The following is a 14,118-nucleotide window of genomic DNA, read 5'->3' as shown; positions in this document are numbered from 1 at the left end:
TTCATCGAGAAAAGGTTTTCCCATGAGCATCTGCGGCATCGAAATCAAAGGCAGCGAAGCCATCTTCGCCCTGGCCACCCTGCAAGACGGCACGGCGCAACACCTGGCCAACACCTGCAAGAAAATCGCCCTGGACGACGATGACGAAGCCGCCAACGTCAAAGCCTTCGCGGTCCAGGTGGCAGCCTTCGTCCGCGACAACGGCATCAGCCGCATCGCCATCAAGAAGCGCAGCAAAAAAGGCGAATTCGCCGGCGGCCCGACCACCTTCAAGATCGAAGGCGTGTTCCAGCTGCTGGACAACTGCGAGGTGACCCTGCTGTCGCCGCAGACCATCAATGCGCAGAACAAAAAGCACAACTTCGACCTGCCGGCGACGCTGAACAAGTATCAGCATGAGGCGTACAAGACCGCCTGTGCGGCGTTGCTGAAAAAGTAATCCTGTCTCTGTAGGAGCAGTCCTTGCTCGCGATGCAGGCAACGCGCTGGGTCAGGCAGACCGCCATCGCGGGCAAGCCTCGCTCCTACAGAATCGGGCAGCTCAGGCCTTCAGGCTTTGGCGCCGGTCTTCCCGCGGACACTGGGCAAACCGCGCGCGATAGCTGCGGGTGAAATACGAGGGTGATTCGAAGCCGCAGGCGATGCTGACTTCCAGCACGCTCATGTCGGTCTGGCGCAGCAGTTGCCGGGCCTTTTCCAGGCGCAGCCCCAGGTAGAAGTTGCTCGGGGTGTCGTTCAGGTGCAGGCGGAACAGGCGTTCGAGCTGGCGTCGGGTGACCTTGATCGACTCGGCCAGTTGCAGGGTGCTCAGGGGCGGCTCGCTGTGCTGCTCCATCTCGCCGATCACCTGCACCAGCTTCTTGTTGCGGATGCCGTAGCGGGTGGCGACCTCCATGCGCTGGTGGTCCTTGCGCGGGCGGATGCGCCCGAGCACGAACTGTTCGCTGACCTGGATCGCCAGCTCCGGGCCGTGGGCCTGGCCGATCAGGTCGAGCATCATGTCGATGGACGCGGTGCCGCCGGCCGAGGTGATGCGCCGCCGGTCGATCTCGAACAGCTCCTGGGTCACGCTGAGCTGGGGGTAGGACTCCTTGAACGCCTCGATCGCTTCCCAGTGCAGGGTCACGCGGTGGCCTTCGAGCAGCCCGGCCTGCGCCAGGACCACGCTGCCGGTGTCGATGCCACCCAGGGTCACGCCTTCCACATCCAGGCGGCGCAACCAGTGCACCAGCGCCGGGGTGACGAACTTCAATGGTTCGAAGCCGGCCACCACCAGCAGGGTCGCGCCCTTCTTCAATGGCTCCAGCGCCGCGTCGGCGTTGACCGACATGCCGTTGCTCGCCAATACCGCGCCGCCATCGGCGCTCAGAACATGCCAGCGATACAGCTCGCCGCGAAAGCGATTGGCCACGCGCAGCGGTTCGATGGCCGAGATGAACCCGATGGCCGAGAAGCCCGGCATCAGCAAGAAATAGAAATCCTGGGACATGGAACGCACTCGGATGACGGGCAGCGTGGCCACTGTGATACGCCGTTTCCACGCCGGGTTCAAGACGAAGGTCGCTGCAGTGCAAGAGCCGGTCGCCGCTGTGCGTTTTCAGCGCCCGCCGGCTGCGTAACGTGGCATCACCGGCGCACATAGACGCCGGAACCGACAATAACGACCTGCCGAGGAAACCTTCATGAAACGACTGATCAGCAGTTGCGTCCTTGCACTCAGCGGTACCCTCTTTCTCAGCTCCGGCGCCATGGCCGCCGACGCCGCCAGCTGCCAGAACGTGCGCCTCGGCGTGGTCAACTGGACCGACGTGATCGCCACCAGCGCCATGGCCCAGGTGCTGCTCGACGGCCTCGGCTACAAGACCAAGCAGACCAGCGCCTCGCAGCAGATCATTTTCGCCGGCATCCGCGACCAGCGCCTGGACCTGTTCCTCGGCTACTGGAACCCGCTGATGACCCAGACCATCACCCCCTTCGTCGACGCCAAGCAGGTCAAGGTGCTGGCCGAGCCCAGCCTCAAGGACGCCCGCGCGACCCTCGCCGTGCCCACCTACCTGGCGGACAAGGGCCTGAAAACCTTCGCCGACATCGCCAAATTCGAGAAGGAACTGGGCGGCAAGATCTACGGCATCGAGCCCGGCTCGGGCGCCAATACCCAGATCAAGGCGATGATCACCAAGAACCAGTTCGGCCTGGGCAAATTCCAGCTGGTCGAATCCAGCGAGGCCGGCATGCTGGCGGCGGTGGATCGCGCGGTGCGACGCAAGGAAGCCGTGGTGTTCTTCGGCTGGGCGCCGCACCCGATGAACGTCAATGTGCAGATGACCTACCTCACTGGCAGCGACGACGCCCTGGGCCCGAACGAAGGCATGGCCACGGTGTGGACCGTCACCGCGCCGACCTACGCCGAGCAGTGCCCGAATGTCAGCCGGCTGCTGAGCAACCTGACCTTCAGCGCCGAGGACGAGAGCCGCATGATGCAACCGCTGCTCGACCACAAGGACGCCCTGGAATCGGCCAGGCAATGGCTGGCCGAGCATCCGCAGGACAAGGCGCGCTGGCTCCAAGGAGTCACCACCTTCGACGGCAAGCCGGCCGCCGACAACCTGAAACTGACCAGCCAATAACCACCCCGAACTCCCTCTGCGCAGCGCCAAACGCCTGCGCAGCGACCCACCACGCCTGTAAGGAACCCGCACCATGAACCACGACGTCATCATCACCTGCGCACTCACCGGTGCTGGCGACACGACCGCCAAGAGCCCCCACGTGCCGGTCACCCCGAAACAGATTGCCGCCGCCGCGGTGGAAGCGGCCAAGGCCGGCGCCACCGTGGTCCACTGCCACGTGCGCAACCCGGACACCGGCAAGTTCAGCCGCGATGTCGCGCTGTACCGCGAAGTGATGGAGCGTATCCGCGAGGCGGACGTCGACATCATCGTCAACCTCACCGCCGGGATGGGCGGCGACCTGGAGATCGGCGGCGGCGAAAACCCGATGGAGTTCGGCCCCAATACCGACCTGGTCGGCCCGTTGACCCGCCTGGCCCACGTCGAGGAACTGCTGCCGGAAATCTGCACCCTGGACTGCGGCACCCTGAACTTCGGCGACGGCGACACCATTTACGTGTCCACCCCGGCGCAACTGCGCGCCGGCGCCAAGCGCATCCAGGAGCTGGGGGTGAAGGCCGAGCTGGAAATCTTCGACACCGGCCACCTGTGGTTCGCCAAACAGATGATCAAGGAAGGCCTGCTGGACGACCCGCTGTTCCAGCTGTGCCTGGGCATTCCCTGGGGCGCGCCGGCCGACACCACCACCATGAAGGCCATGGTCGACAACCTGCCGGCCGGCGCGGTCTGGGCCGGCTTCGGTATCGGCCGCATGCAGATGCCGATGGCCGCGCAGGCGGTGCTGCTGGGCGGCAACGTGCGGGTCGGCCTGGAGGACAACCTGTGGCTGGACAAGGGCGTACTGGCGACCAACGGCCAGTTGGTGGAGCGCGCCGGCGAGATCCTCAGCCGCCTCGGCGCCCGCGTCCTGACCCCGGCCGAGGGCCGGGCCAAGATGGGCCTGCGCAAGCGCGGCTGACCCCGAAGGCGGTTGCCTGTAGCCGCTGCCGAGCCCGCGAGGCTGCGCACGGTTGCAACACAGCCGCCACAAGGGCCACCACGAATGACCTGATTTACCGCGCCGTCTGGCCTTACGACTGCTGCGCAGCCGCACGCAGCCTCGCGTTGCCCGGCAGCGGCTACAGATATGTTCACTTTTGACTTTCAGGAAATGACCATGAGCTTTATCACCGAAATCAAAACCTTCGCCGCCCTGGGCAGCGGTGTCATCGGCAGCGGCTGGGTATCGCGCGCCCTCGCCCACGGCCTGGACGTGGTGGCCTGGGACCCGGCGCCCGGCGCCGAGGCGGCCCTGCGCAAGCGCGTGGCCAATGCCTGGGGCGCCCTGGAGAAACAGGGCCTGGCACCGGGCGCGTCCCAGGATCGCCTGCGCTTTGTCGCGACCATCGAGGAGTGCGTGAAAGACGCCGACTTCATCCAGGAAAGCGCCCCGGAACGCCTGGAGCTGAAGCTCGAGCTGCACGCCAGGATCAGCGCCGCGGCCAAGCCCAATGCGCTGATCGGCTCCAGCACCTCCGGCCTGCTGCCGAGCGAGTTCTACGAGAGTTCCACCCACCCGGAGCGCTGCGTGGTCGGCCACCCGTTCAACCCGGTGTACCTGCTGCCGCTGGTGGAAGTGGTAGGCGGCAAGAACACCGCGCCAGAAGCCGTGCAGGCCGCGATCAAGGTCTATGAATCCCTCGGCATGCGCCCGCTGCATGTACGCAAGGAAGTCCCGGGCTTTATCGCCGACCGTCTTTTGGAGGCGCTGTGGCGCGAGGCCCTGCACCTGGTCAACGACGGCGTCGCCACCACCGGCGAAATCGACGACGCGATCCGTTTCGGCGCCGGCCTGCGCTGGTCGTTCATGGGCACTTTCCTAACCTACACCCTGGCCGGGGGCGATGCCGGCATGCGCCACTTCATGGCCCAGTTCGGCCCGGCCCTGCAGCTGCCGTGGACCTACCTGCCAGCCCCGGAACTGACCGACAAGCTGATCGACGACGTCGTCGAAGGCACCGCCGAGCAGCTCGGCACCCACAGCATTTCGGCGCTGGAACGCTATCGTGATGACTGCCTGCTCGCCGTGCTCGAAGCGGTTAAAACCACCAAGGCCAAACACGGCATGAGCTTCAGCGAGTAACCCTGACGCCCCCTGTAGCCGCTGCCGCAGGCTGCGATAAGGCTCGAAGAGCCTTCCAGGGGCCGCAAGAGCGCGTCTCCTGCGGAGCCGATCGCAGCCTGCGGCAGCGGCTACAGGTTCAGCCCGCCATTTTCGTGAGCCCATGACATGCCAGCACTCACCACCTACACCACCCGCATCAGCCCCGACTGGGTCGATTACAACGGCCACCTGCGGGACGCTTTCTACCTGCTGATTTTCAGCTACGCCACCGACGCCCTGATGGACCAGCTGGGCATGGACAGCAACCACCGCGAAGCCAGCGGCAACTCGCTGTTCACCCTGGAGCTGCACCTCAATTACCTGCATGAAGTGAAGCTCGATACCGAGGTCGAAGTACACACCCAAATCATCGGCCACGACCGCAAGCGCCTGCACCTGTACCACAGCCTGCACAAGGTCGGTGACGACCTGGAACTGGCCGGCAACGAGCAGATGCTGCTCCACGTCGACCTCGCCGGCCCGCGCTCGGCGCCGTTCAGCGAGCCGGTGCTGAACAGGCTGCGAGCCATCGCCGCCGAGCAGGCCGACCTGCCCGCCCCCGCCTGGATCGGTCGGGTGATTGCCCTGCCTCCGGAAAAGTAACCGCCCATAAACAGGAGCGCACCGTGAATACCTCCACCGCTTTTGCCGACTTCCGCAGTTACCCGTTGATCAGCGCGTTGACCGCCGTACAAGCCCAGGCGGACCGTGTTCAGGTGCAGTGGGCCGACGGTCGCTCGAGCCCCTTTCATCATCAGTGGCTGCGCGACAACTGCCCCTGCGCGCACTGCGTCTACAGCGTGACCCGCGAGCAGGTGCTGGAGATCGTCGACGTCGCCGAAGACCTGGCCCCGACCGTCAGCCGGATCGACGCCCAGGGCTGCCTGAGCATCGACTGGCAGGACGGCCACCTCAGCCGCTTCGATCCGGGCTGGCTGCGGGCCCACGCCTACGACGATGAAAGCCGCGCCGAGCGTCGCGCGCGTCGCCCGCACAGCCAGTTGTGGGACAGCCGGCTGCAACTGCCGGTGTTCGAGTACCAGGTGCTGATGGAGGACCCGCAGGCGCTGTTGCAATGGCTGCTGGCGGTGCGCGATATCGGCCTGACGCAGGTCCGCGGCGTGCCCACCGAACCGGGGTCGCTGGCCCAGGTCGCCAAGCGCATCGCCTTTATCCGCGAGAGCAATTTCGGCGTGTTGTTCAACGTGCAATCCAAGGCCGACGCCGACAGCAACGCCTACACCGCTTTCAACCTGCCGCTGCACACCGACCTGCCAACCCGCGAGCTGCAACCGGGCCTGCAGTTCCTGCATTGCCTGGTGAACGACGCCGAAGGCGGCGAAAGCATCTTTGTCGACGGTTTTGCCATCGCCGACGCCTTGCGCCGCGAAGACCCCGAGGCGTTTCGCGCGCTGTGCGAGATCCCCGTGGAGTTTCGCAACAAGGACCGCCACAGCGACTACCGCTGCCTGGCGCCGGTGATCGCCCTGGATGCGCTGGGTGAGGTCACGGAGATCCGCATGGCCAACTTCCTGCGCGGGCCATTCGAGGCCTCGGTGGACGACATGCCCCGGCTCTACCGCGCTTATCGACGTTTTATCGCCATGACCCGCGAGCCGCGCTTTCGCCTGATCCAGCGCCTCAACCCGGGCGAGCTGTGGTGCTTCGACAACCGCCGCACCCTGCACGCCCGCAACGCCTTCGACCCCGCCACCGGCGCGCGGCATTTCCAGGGTTGCTACATCGACCGCGACGAGTTGCTGTCGCGGATCCTGGTGTTGCAGCGCTAGACCGCGTCGCGTCAATCGCGAGCAAGCTCGCTCCTACAGAGGCGATGTCGTACCCAGCATCGTGCTACGACGCGAACCTGTAGGAGCGAGCTTGCTCGCGAAAAAATCTCCCAGGCAGCACCTTTTTCCCAGACAAAAAAAGACCCCGATCAAGCCGTGACAGGATCGGGGCAGAGGAGGTTTTCTGAGGAGCCGACACGAGGGTGACCAAACCTTCGATGACCGAGCTGGAATCCAGTGTGCCCAGTCGCCTTCAAGCCAAGTTAGCCGAAAACGACCTGTTCATAGGCATCCCGGCCATTGCGACAATTCGCCCTTGCCGACTGTCCGGGTGGCTACCAGAATCGGCTCACGACCACGCTCCCTGAACAAGGATAAGAGTCATGATGCACGCGGATCTGATTGACCAGGACGACCTGCTCGGCCAACTGAGGGCCCTGGGTTTTGAAATGCCGGCCGGCGCCACGGCCGACCAGGCCTGCGAGTGTGCGGTGCGCGGTTTGAGCGATGCCCGGGCCAAGGCCCTCAAGGGCATGGTCGAGCAGATGCTCACCGGCAATGCCACCATCCTGCCGGCCGTGCGCCAGGCCATCGACAAACAACTGTTGCCGGCTCTGGCCCAATTCCAGAACAGCCGCGCCTGAGCCTTCGCCGGGAGCGGGTCGCGGAGTAGAGTGCGGTGCCTGCACACCAAGGAGCCGCCCCCATGATTCGAATCGAACCCTGCCAGTCAGCCCATCAAGCGGACTGGCTGCCGTTGCGCCAGGCGCTGTGGCCCGACTGTCCGGCCGAGGAACACCGGGACGAAATCACCAGCTTGCTGGACGACCCGCGGCGCTATATCAACCTGCTCGCTTATACCGCCGATGGGCGGCCAGTAGGGTTGGCCGAGGCTTCGTTGCGCCACGACTACGTGAACGGCACCGAGCATTCGCCGGTGGTGTTTCTGGAGGGTTTGTATGTCAGCGCCGAACAGCGGCGCCAGGGCATTGCCGAACGACTGATCGATGCCGTCGCCCAATGGGGACGGGATCAGGGCTGCGTGGAAATGGCTGCGGATACCGGCCTGGAAAACCTGGTGAGCCAGACCGTGCACAAGGCGCTCGGTTTCGAGGAAACCGAGCGCGTCGTGTACTTCAGGAAAAGCCTGTGATTACAGCCTGACGCTGGCGAAGGTCGACTCGTTGCGTGCCTGGCTCAGCGAGGACATCGGGCCAGCCAGCACCAGCGCCTGCGGAATTGGCATCATCGCCACCTGTTGGGCGGTGTTGGAGCCCACGCGTTCGTCACGCGGAGGAATGCCGAAGTACTCGCGGTAGCACTTGGAGAAGTGCGGCGTGGAGACAAAACCGCAGACCGAAGCCACTTCGATGATCGACATCGGCGTCTGCTTGAGCAGTTGCCGGGCGCGGATCAGCCGCAGCTTCAGGTAGTAGCGCGATGGCGAGCAGTGCAGGTACTTCTGGAACAGCCGCTCCAGCTGGCGACGGGATACCGAAACGTAGACCGCCAGCTCGTCGAGGTCGATCGGCTCTTCCAGGTTGGCTTCCATCAGCGCAACGATTTCCTGCAGTTTCGGCTGGTTGGTGCCGAGCATGTGCTTGAGCGGCACGCGCTGGTGATCCTGCTCGTTGCGGATACGTTCGTAGACGAACATTTCCGAGATCGCCGCCGACAGTTCACGGCCGTGATCGCGGCTGATCAGGTGCAGCATCATGTCCAGCGGCGCGGTGCCGCCAGAACTGGTGAAGCGGTTGCGGTCGAGGGTGAACAGGCGGGTGCTCATGGCCACCCGCGGGAAGGCTTCCTGCATCGAGGCCAGGCATTCCCAGTGCACGCTGCAATCGAAACCGTCGAGCAGGCCGGCGCAGGCCAGGGCCCAACTGCCGGTGCAGACCGCGCCGAGGCGACGGGACTGGCGCGCCTGGCTTTGCAGCCACGACACATGTTCGCGGGTCACGGTGCGCTGGATGCCGATGCCGCCGCAGACGATCACGGTGTCCAGGGCGGGGGCTTTGTGCATGGAGGCGTCGGGGGTGATCTGCAGGCCATCACTGGCCCAGACCTGGCCGCCGTCGACGCTGAGGGTGGTCCAGCGATACAGCTCGCGGCCGGACAACTGGTTGGCCATGCGCAGCGGCTCGACCGCGGACGCCAGGGAAATCAGCGTGAAATTGTCCAGCAGCAAAAAGCCGATGGATTGAGGCGCACGGTTCTGGGGTTGAGCCCCGGAGTTGAACGACGTCATCGCGGTATCTCCTCACACAAAGCAGGTGATGGCCTCAGGCGGAGGCTCTTGTTATTGCCATCGTTCTCACGTGGGAGACGGGCTTTGTGAGGACAGAGCAATTGCCATGCCTAAAATTGAATGGCCATTCAATAACTCCTGAAAACGACGTCGCGATGCGTCTATATAAGCCGTGCGCAATGTGCGGGTTATCAGTGTCGAATCGGCCTGGAAGGGCCCTGGCCCGGTGGCTGTGAGCAAATCGGTAGCACTTGTGGGAACGGCGAGAAACGTCCCGGGAAAAGAGTGTCACCGCAAGCACAGGTGGGCGCTCAGCCGAGGTCAGTGAAAAACCTGACCGATGAGCCCTTGGACTTACCTGTTTGCGACGCTCCAAAAGGTGGCGAGGGCGTCGCGGGGTGTTCAATTTATGAGCAATGGATTGGAAACAGGCGGTGGACTGCGCAACAGTCCCGCTGTTAAAGCATCAACACTCCACAGCGCTGACCGCCAGCCCGCCGCGGGATGTCTCCTTGTATTTGTCGTGCATGTCGGCGCCGGTATCGCGCATGGTGCGGATCACCCGGTCCAGGGAAATGAAGTGCTGGCCGTCGCCGCGCAGGGCCATTTGCGCGGCGTTGATGGCCTTCACCGCGGCAATCGCGTTGCGCTCGATGCACGGCACCTGTACCAGGCCGCCGACCGGGTCGCAGGTCAGGCCGAGGTTATGCTCCAGGCCGATTTCCGCGGCGTTGCACAGCTGCTCCGGCGACGCCCCGAGAATCTCCGCCAGGCCGGCGGCGGCCATGGCGCAGGCCGAGCCCACCTCGCCCTGGCAGCCGACTTCGGCGCCGGAGATCGAGGCGTTTTTCTTGCAGAGGATGCCCACCGCCGCCGCACCGAGGAAAAAGTCCACCACGTTGGCGTCGGTGACGTCCTCGCTGAAGCGCATGAAGTAATGCAGCACCGCCGGGATGATCCCCGCCGCGCCGTTGGTCGGCGCCGTCACCATGCGTCCGCCGGCGGCGTTTTCCTCGTTCACCGCCAGGGCGAACAGGTTGACCCACTCCATGGCGCTCAGGGTCGAGCCGATCACATTGGGTTTGTTCAATTCCTGCAGGCTGCGATGCAGCTTGGCCGCGCGGCGCCGCACATTGAGCCCGCCAGGCAGGATGCCTTCGTGTTTCAGACCCTGCTCGACGCAATCCTGCATGGCCTGCCAGAGCTTCATCAGGCCCGCGCGGATCTCCTCCTCCGAACGCCAGACCTTCTCGTTGGCCATCATCAGTTCGGCCACCCGCAGGTTGTGCTTCTGGCACAGGCTCAGCAGCTCCACGGCGCTGGAGAAGTCATAAGGCAATTCGGTGCGATCCAGGTCCACCACGCCGCTGCTGGCCTGGGCCTGGTCGACGACAAAACCGCCGCCCACGGAATAATAGGTATCGCGGTGCAGCTCCCCGGAGTCGCCTTCGGCCACCAGGGTCATGGCGTTGGGATGGAACGGCAGGTTTTCGTCGAGCAGCAGCATGTCGCGCGCCCAGACGAAGGGAATCGGCAGGCGGTTGTCGAGCAGCAGGGTATTGGTTTCGCGCAGGGTCTCGATGCGACAGCCGATCTGCGACGGATCGATCGCATCCGGCCATTCGCCCATCAGCCCCATGATCACCGCGTTGTCGCTGCCATGGCCGATGCCGGTGGCCGACAGCGAACCGTAGAGCCGTACCTCGATGCGGCGCACCTGGCCCAGCAGGTCTTTCTCGCGCAGGGCCTGGACGAACAGCGCCGCGGCGCGCATGGGTCCGACGGTGTGGGAACTGGAGGGGCCGATGCCGATTTTGAACAGGTCGAAAACACTGATAGCCATGACTGCGAAACTCCTCGATGAGCACACGCCGGGCGCCAAAACGCCCGGTGGCGAAGCTGCTACGCTCAAGCAGTAATCCGCCGAGATACGCGCATCATCAGGCTTTTGCAGTGTCGTTCGACGTCTCACACCGACTCACTCATGCTCACCAACGCCGTGGCCCGCGGACCTGCGGTTCTGGCCGTTTTTTTGCGGTTCAGATGGGCAAAAAGTGCTGAAAAAAGCTGTAAGCGACCTCACCGACACTGGATGCGACCCTCCCTGTACTGGATACGACGCACCCTGTAGGCGTCAGATTTTCACTGGTACATGATCAGTCTCGACTCGATTGCAAGGCACTGTGGTAGAGCTGTCCCACTCGCCCCAACCGCAACACTTATAAGTGCGGTCAGACACACCGCCAGAAAACACCCAGGAGTCCACCCTATGAAAGGTTCCCCGTCGTTGTTGTTGGCCGCCATGCTGAGTCTGCCGCTTCTGGCGCACGCCGCAGAACCGGCGCAATGCAGCACCGTAAACTTCTCCGATGTCGGCTGGACCGACATCACCGTCACCACCGCGACCACCAGCGTCGTGCTCGATGCCCTTGGCTACAAGACCAAGACCACGATGATTTCCGTACCGGTGACCTACAAGTCCCTGGCCGACGGCAAGAACATGGACGTGTTCCTCGGCAACTGGATGCCGACCATGGAAAACGACATCAAGCCCTACCGCGATGCCGGCACCGTGGAAACCATCCGCGCCAACCTGGAGAACGCCAAGTACACCCTGGCGGTCCCGGAAGAGCTGTACAACAAGGGCCTGAAGGATTTCGCCGACATCGCCAAGTTCAAGAAAGAACTGGACGGCAAGATCTACGGCATCGAGCCGGGCAACGACGGCAACCGCATGATCCAGAGCATGATCGACAAGAACGCCTTTGGCCTCAAGGACGCTGGCTTCAAGGTGGTCGAGTCCAGCGAGGCGGGCATGCTGTCCCAGGTCGAGCGCGCGCAACGGCGCAGCACCGCGGTGGTGTTCCTGGGCTGGGAACCGCATCCGATGAACACCCGTTTCAAGATGAAGTACCTGACCGGCGGCGACGACTTCTTCGGCCCCAACTACGGCCAGGCGACCATCTACACCAACACCCGCAAGGGCTACGCCGAGGAATGCAGCAACGTCGGTCAGTTGCTGAAGAATCTGTCGTTCACCCTGAACATGGAAAGCACCCTGATGGGTAACGTCCTGGACGACAAGATGAAGCCCGAGGCGGCCGCCAAGGCCTGGCTGAAGAAAAACCCCGAGGTACTCGATACCTGGCTCGCTGGCGTGACCACCATTGACGGAAAACCTGGCCTGGAGGCCGTGAAAGCCAAGCTTGCACAGTAAGTCGCTTATGCCGGGCGGGGTCGCCCGCCCGGGCTGTTTATTCCTTGCATGCGGACGTTCAATACCATGCTCATTGATCAGAAAATCCCTTTAGGCCAGTACATCGCTGCCTTCGTCGAATGGTTGACGCAACACGGCGCCAACACATTCGATGCGATCGCATCGACCCTGGAAACGATGATCCACGGCGTGACGTTTGCGCTGACCTGGTTCAACCCACTGGCCTTGATCGGCCTGATTGCCTTGCTGGCGCACATCATTCAACGCAAATGGGGCCTGACCGCCTTCGTCGTGCTGTCCTTCCTGCTGATCCTCAATCTGGGTTACTGGCAGGAAACCATGGAAACCCTGGCCCAGGTGCTGTTCGCCACCCTGGTCTGCGTGCTCATTGGCGTGCCGTTGGGCATCGTCGCCGCGCATAAGCCGATGTTCTACACCATGATGCGTCCGGTGCTCGATCTGATGCAGACCGTACCGACCTTCGTTTACCTCATTCCTACCCTGACCCTGTTCGGTCTGGGCGTGGTACCAGGCCTGATTTCCACGGTGGTGTTCGCCATTGCCGCGCCGATCCGCCTGACCTACCTGGGCATCCGCGATGTACCACAAGAGTTGATGGACGCCGGCAAGGCCTTTGGCTGCTCCCGCCGTCAACTGTTGTCGCGTATCGAGCTGCCCCATGCCATGCCGAGCATCGCCGCCGGCATCACCCAGTGCATCATGCTGTCGTTGTCGATGGTGGTGATCGCGGCCCTGGTGGGCGCCGACGGCCTGGGCAAACCCGTGGTCAACGCACTGAACACCGCCGATATCGCCCTGGGCTTCGAAGCAGGCCTGGCAATCGTACTGCTGGCGATCATGCTCGACCGTATCTGCAAACAACCCGAAGCCAAAGTAGGGGGTGACGCATGAGCATAATCCGCTTCGATAACGTCGACGTTATCTTCTCCAAGGATCCACGCGAGGCGCTCAAGCTCCTGGATCAGGGCATGACCCGCAACGAGATCCTGAAAAAGACCGGCCTGATCGTCGGTGTGGAAAAGGCCAGCCTGGACATCGAGAAAGGCGAAATCTGCGTGCTGATGGGCCTCTCCGGTTCCGGCAAGTCGAGCCTGCTGCGCTGCATCAACGGCCTCAACACCGTCAGCCGCGGCAAGCTGTTCGTCGAGCATGAGGGCAAGCAGATCGACATCGCTTCCTGTACCCCGGCGGAACTGAAGATGATGCGCACCAAGCGCATCGCCATGGTGTTCCAGAAGTTCGCCCTGATGCCCTGGCTGACCGTTCGCGAGAACATCAGCTTCGGCCTGGAAATGCAGGGCCGGCCGGAAAAGGAACGGCGCAAGCTGGTGGACGAGAAACTCGAGCTGGTGGGCCTGACCCAGTGGCGCAACAAGAAGCCCGACGAGCTGTCCGGCGGTATGCAGCAACGTGTCGGCCTGGCCCGCGCCCTGGCGATGGACGCCGACATCCTGCTGATGGACGAACCCTTCTCCGCCCTCGACCCGCTGATCCGCCAGGGCCTGCAGGACGAACTGCTGGAACTGCAACGCAAGCTGAGCAAGACCATCGTGTTCGTCAGCCATGACCTCGACGAGGCCCTGAAACTGGGCAGCCGCATCGCCATCATGAAAGACGGGCGGATCATCCAGTACAGCAAGCCGGAAGAAATCGTGCTGAACCCGGCGGACGACTATGTGCGTACCTTCGTCGCCCATACCAACCCGCTCAACGTGCTCTGCGGCCGCAGCCTGATGCGCACCCTGGACAACTGCAAGCGCATCAACGGCTCGGTGTGCCTGGACCCGGGTGGCGACTCCTGGCTCGACCTGGCCGAGGGCAACACCATCAAGGGCGCACGCCAGAACGGCGCCAGCCTCGACCTGCAGAACTGGATCCCGGGCCAGGCGGTGGAAGGCCTGGGCCGCAAGCCGACCCTGGTGGACTCCAACATCGGCATGCGCGACGCCCTGCAGATCCGCTACCAGACCGGCAACAAGCTGGTGCTGCATGACAACAACAAGGTGGTGGGGATCCTCGGCGACAGCGAGCTCTACCACGCGCTGCTCGGCAAGAACCTGGGGTAATAG

The 14,118-nt window shown here is 63.7% G+C and carries 14 protein-coding genes; 11 read left to right on the top strand and 3 right to left on the bottom strand.

The features are described from left to right. The first annotated feature begins 22 nt into the window (after positions 1 to 22). On the top strand, positions 23 to 439 hold the full coding sequence (locus tag AC07VU_RS06825) for a DUF3010 family protein (RefSeq protein WP_274304884.1): 417 nt from the start codon (positions 23 to 25) through the stop codon (positions 437 to 439). A 102-nt stretch (positions 440 to 541) separates the two neighbouring features. Here AC07VU_RS06825 and AC07VU_RS06820 read toward each other — a convergent pair whose 3' ends face one another. Next, on the bottom strand, positions 542 to 1,489 hold the full coding sequence (locus AC07VU_RS06820; RefSeq protein ID WP_007926347.1) for a GlxA family transcriptional regulator: 948 nt from the start codon (positions 1,487 to 1,489) through the stop codon (positions 542 to 544). A 193-nt stretch (positions 1,490 to 1,682) separates the two neighbouring features. Here AC07VU_RS06820 and AC07VU_RS06815 point away from each other — a divergent pair, with 193 nt between their 5' ends. The 7 genes from AC07VU_RS06815 (at position 1,683) to aac(6') (ending at position 7,716) form a co-directional block, all read left to right on the top strand. Further along, positions 1,683 to 2,627 (top strand): choline ABC transporter substrate-binding protein, encoded by a 945-nt coding sequence (locus AC07VU_RS06815; RefSeq protein WP_495029637.1) that lies wholly within the window; start codon positions 1,683 to 1,685, stop codon positions 2,625 to 2,627. A gap of 73 nt (positions 2,628 to 2,700) precedes the next feature. Beyond that, entirely contained in the window at positions 2,701 to 3,588 is an 888-nt protein-coding gene (cdhC, locus tag AC07VU_RS06810) for a 3-dehydrocarnitine:acetyl-CoA trimethylamine transferase CdhC (protein WP_053262932.1), read from the top strand. 198 nt (positions 3,589 to 3,786) lie between these two features. Beyond that, positions 3,787 to 4,752, top strand: coding sequence for an L-carnitine dehydrogenase (locus AC07VU_RS06805; RefSeq protein ID WP_007926344.1), 966 nt, complete (start codon positions 3,787 to 3,789; stop codon positions 4,750 to 4,752). Positions 4,753 to 4,899: 147 nt separating this feature from the next. Further along, the gene (locus AC07VU_RS06800; protein ID WP_495029636.1) at positions 4,900 to 5,376 is read left to right on the top strand and encodes a thioesterase family protein; all 477 of its coding nucleotides are present in this window, start codon (positions 4,900 to 4,902) and stop codon (positions 5,374 to 5,376) included. A gap of 23 nt (positions 5,377 to 5,399) precedes the next feature. Then, complete coding sequence (locus AC07VU_RS06795) at positions 5,400 to 6,563, top strand: gamma-butyrobetaine dioxygenase (RefSeq protein ID WP_277589755.1); 1,164 nt, start codon at positions 5,400 to 5,402, stop codon at positions 6,561 to 6,563. Positions 6,564 to 6,946: 383 nt separating this feature from the next. Continuing rightward, positions 6,947 to 7,207, top strand: a complete 261-nt coding sequence (locus tag AC07VU_RS06790; protein ID WP_007925996.1) for a hypothetical protein — start codon at positions 6,947 to 6,949, stop codon at positions 7,205 to 7,207. 62 nt (positions 7,208 to 7,269) lie between these two features. After that, positions 7,270 to 7,716, top strand: a complete 447-nt coding sequence (gene aac(6'), locus AC07VU_RS06785; protein ID WP_495029635.1) for an aminoglycoside 6'-N-acetyltransferase — start codon at positions 7,270 to 7,272, stop codon at positions 7,714 to 7,716. On the opposite strand, the gene gbdR is transcribed toward aac(6'), so the two are convergent. After that, on the bottom strand, positions 7,717 to 8,811 hold the full coding sequence (gbdR, locus tag AC07VU_RS06780; RefSeq protein ID WP_007925992.1) for a choline metabolism transcriptional regulator GbdR: 1,095 nt from the start codon (positions 8,809 to 8,811) through the stop codon (positions 7,717 to 7,719). It lies immediately after the preceding gene. A gap of 466 nt (positions 8,812 to 9,277) precedes the next feature. Next, positions 9,278 to 10,654, bottom strand: a complete 1,377-nt coding sequence (locus AC07VU_RS06775) for an L-serine ammonia-lyase (protein ID WP_274304889.1) — start codon at positions 10,652 to 10,654, stop codon at positions 9,278 to 9,280. A gap of 426 nt (positions 10,655 to 11,080) precedes the next feature. Here AC07VU_RS06775 and AC07VU_RS06770 point away from each other — a divergent pair, with 426 nt between their 5' ends. The 3 genes from AC07VU_RS06770 (at position 11,081) to choV (ending at position 14,115) form a co-directional block, all read left to right on the top strand. After that, positions 11,081 to 12,028, top strand: a complete 948-nt coding sequence (locus AC07VU_RS06770) for a choline ABC transporter substrate-binding protein (RefSeq protein ID WP_053262938.1) — start codon at positions 11,081 to 11,083, stop codon at positions 12,026 to 12,028. Positions 12,029 to 12,094: 66 nt separating this feature from the next. After that, entirely contained in the window at positions 12,095 to 12,940 is an 846-nt protein-coding gene (choW, locus tag AC07VU_RS06765) for a choline ABC transporter permease subunit (protein WP_007925985.1), read from the top strand. Next, positions 12,937 to 14,115 (top strand): choline ABC transporter ATP-binding protein, encoded by a 1,179-nt coding sequence (gene choV / locus AC07VU_RS06760; protein WP_007925983.1) that lies wholly within the window; start codon positions 12,937 to 12,939, stop codon positions 14,113 to 14,115. The genes choW and choV overlap by 4 nt, the downstream gene beginning before the upstream one ends. Positions 14,116 to 14,118 lie beyond the last annotated feature (3 nt).

It is taken from the genome of Pseudomonas sp. GW821-FHT02B10 (assembly GCF_059421865.1).
Note: the sequence above shows the minus strand (reverse complement) of the source record. Positions and strands in the feature narration are given on the sequence as shown.

Bases quoted from the DNA above. Each gene is read 5' to 3' on its own strand.
- AC07VU_RS06825 (WP_274304884.1), top strand. From the start codon at position 23: ATGAGCATCTGCGGCATCGAAATCAAAGGCAGCGAAGCCATCTTCGCC.
- AC07VU_RS06820 (WP_007926347.1), bottom strand. From the start codon at position 1,489: ATGTCCCAGGATTTCTATTTCTTGCTGATGCCGGGCTTCTCGGCCATC.
- AC07VU_RS06815 (WP_495029637.1), top strand. From the start codon at position 1,683: ATGAAACGACTGATCAGCAGTTGCGTCCTTGCACTCAGCGGTACCCTC.
- cdhC (WP_053262932.1), top strand. From the start codon at position 2,701: ATGAACCACGACGTCATCATCACCTGCGCACTCACCGGTGCTGGCGAC.
- AC07VU_RS06805 (WP_007926344.1), top strand. From the start codon at position 3,787: ATGAGCTTTATCACCGAAATCAAAACCTTCGCCGCCCTGGGCAGCGGT.
- AC07VU_RS06800 (WP_495029636.1), top strand. From the start codon at position 4,900: ATGCCAGCACTCACCACCTACACCACCCGCATCAGCCCCGACTGGGTC.
- AC07VU_RS06790 (WP_007925996.1), top strand. From the start codon at position 6,947: ATGATGCACGCGGATCTGATTGACCAGGACGACCTGCTCGGCCAACTG.
- gbdR (WP_007925992.1), bottom strand. From the start codon at position 8,811: ATGACGTCGTTCAACTCCGGGGCTCAACCCCAGAACCGTGCGCCTCAA.
- AC07VU_RS06775 (WP_274304889.1), bottom strand. From the start codon at position 10,654: ATGGCTATCAGTGTTTTCGACCTGTTCAAAATCGGCATCGGCCCCTCC.
- AC07VU_RS06770 (WP_053262938.1), top strand. From the start codon at position 11,081: ATGAAAGGTTCCCCGTCGTTGTTGTTGGCCGCCATGCTGAGTCTGCCG.
- choW (WP_007925985.1), top strand. From the start codon at position 12,095: ATGCTCATTGATCAGAAAATCCCTTTAGGCCAGTACATCGCTGCCTTC.
- choV (WP_007925983.1), top strand. From the start codon at position 12,937: ATGAGCATAATCCGCTTCGATAACGTCGACGTTATCTTCTCCAAGGAT.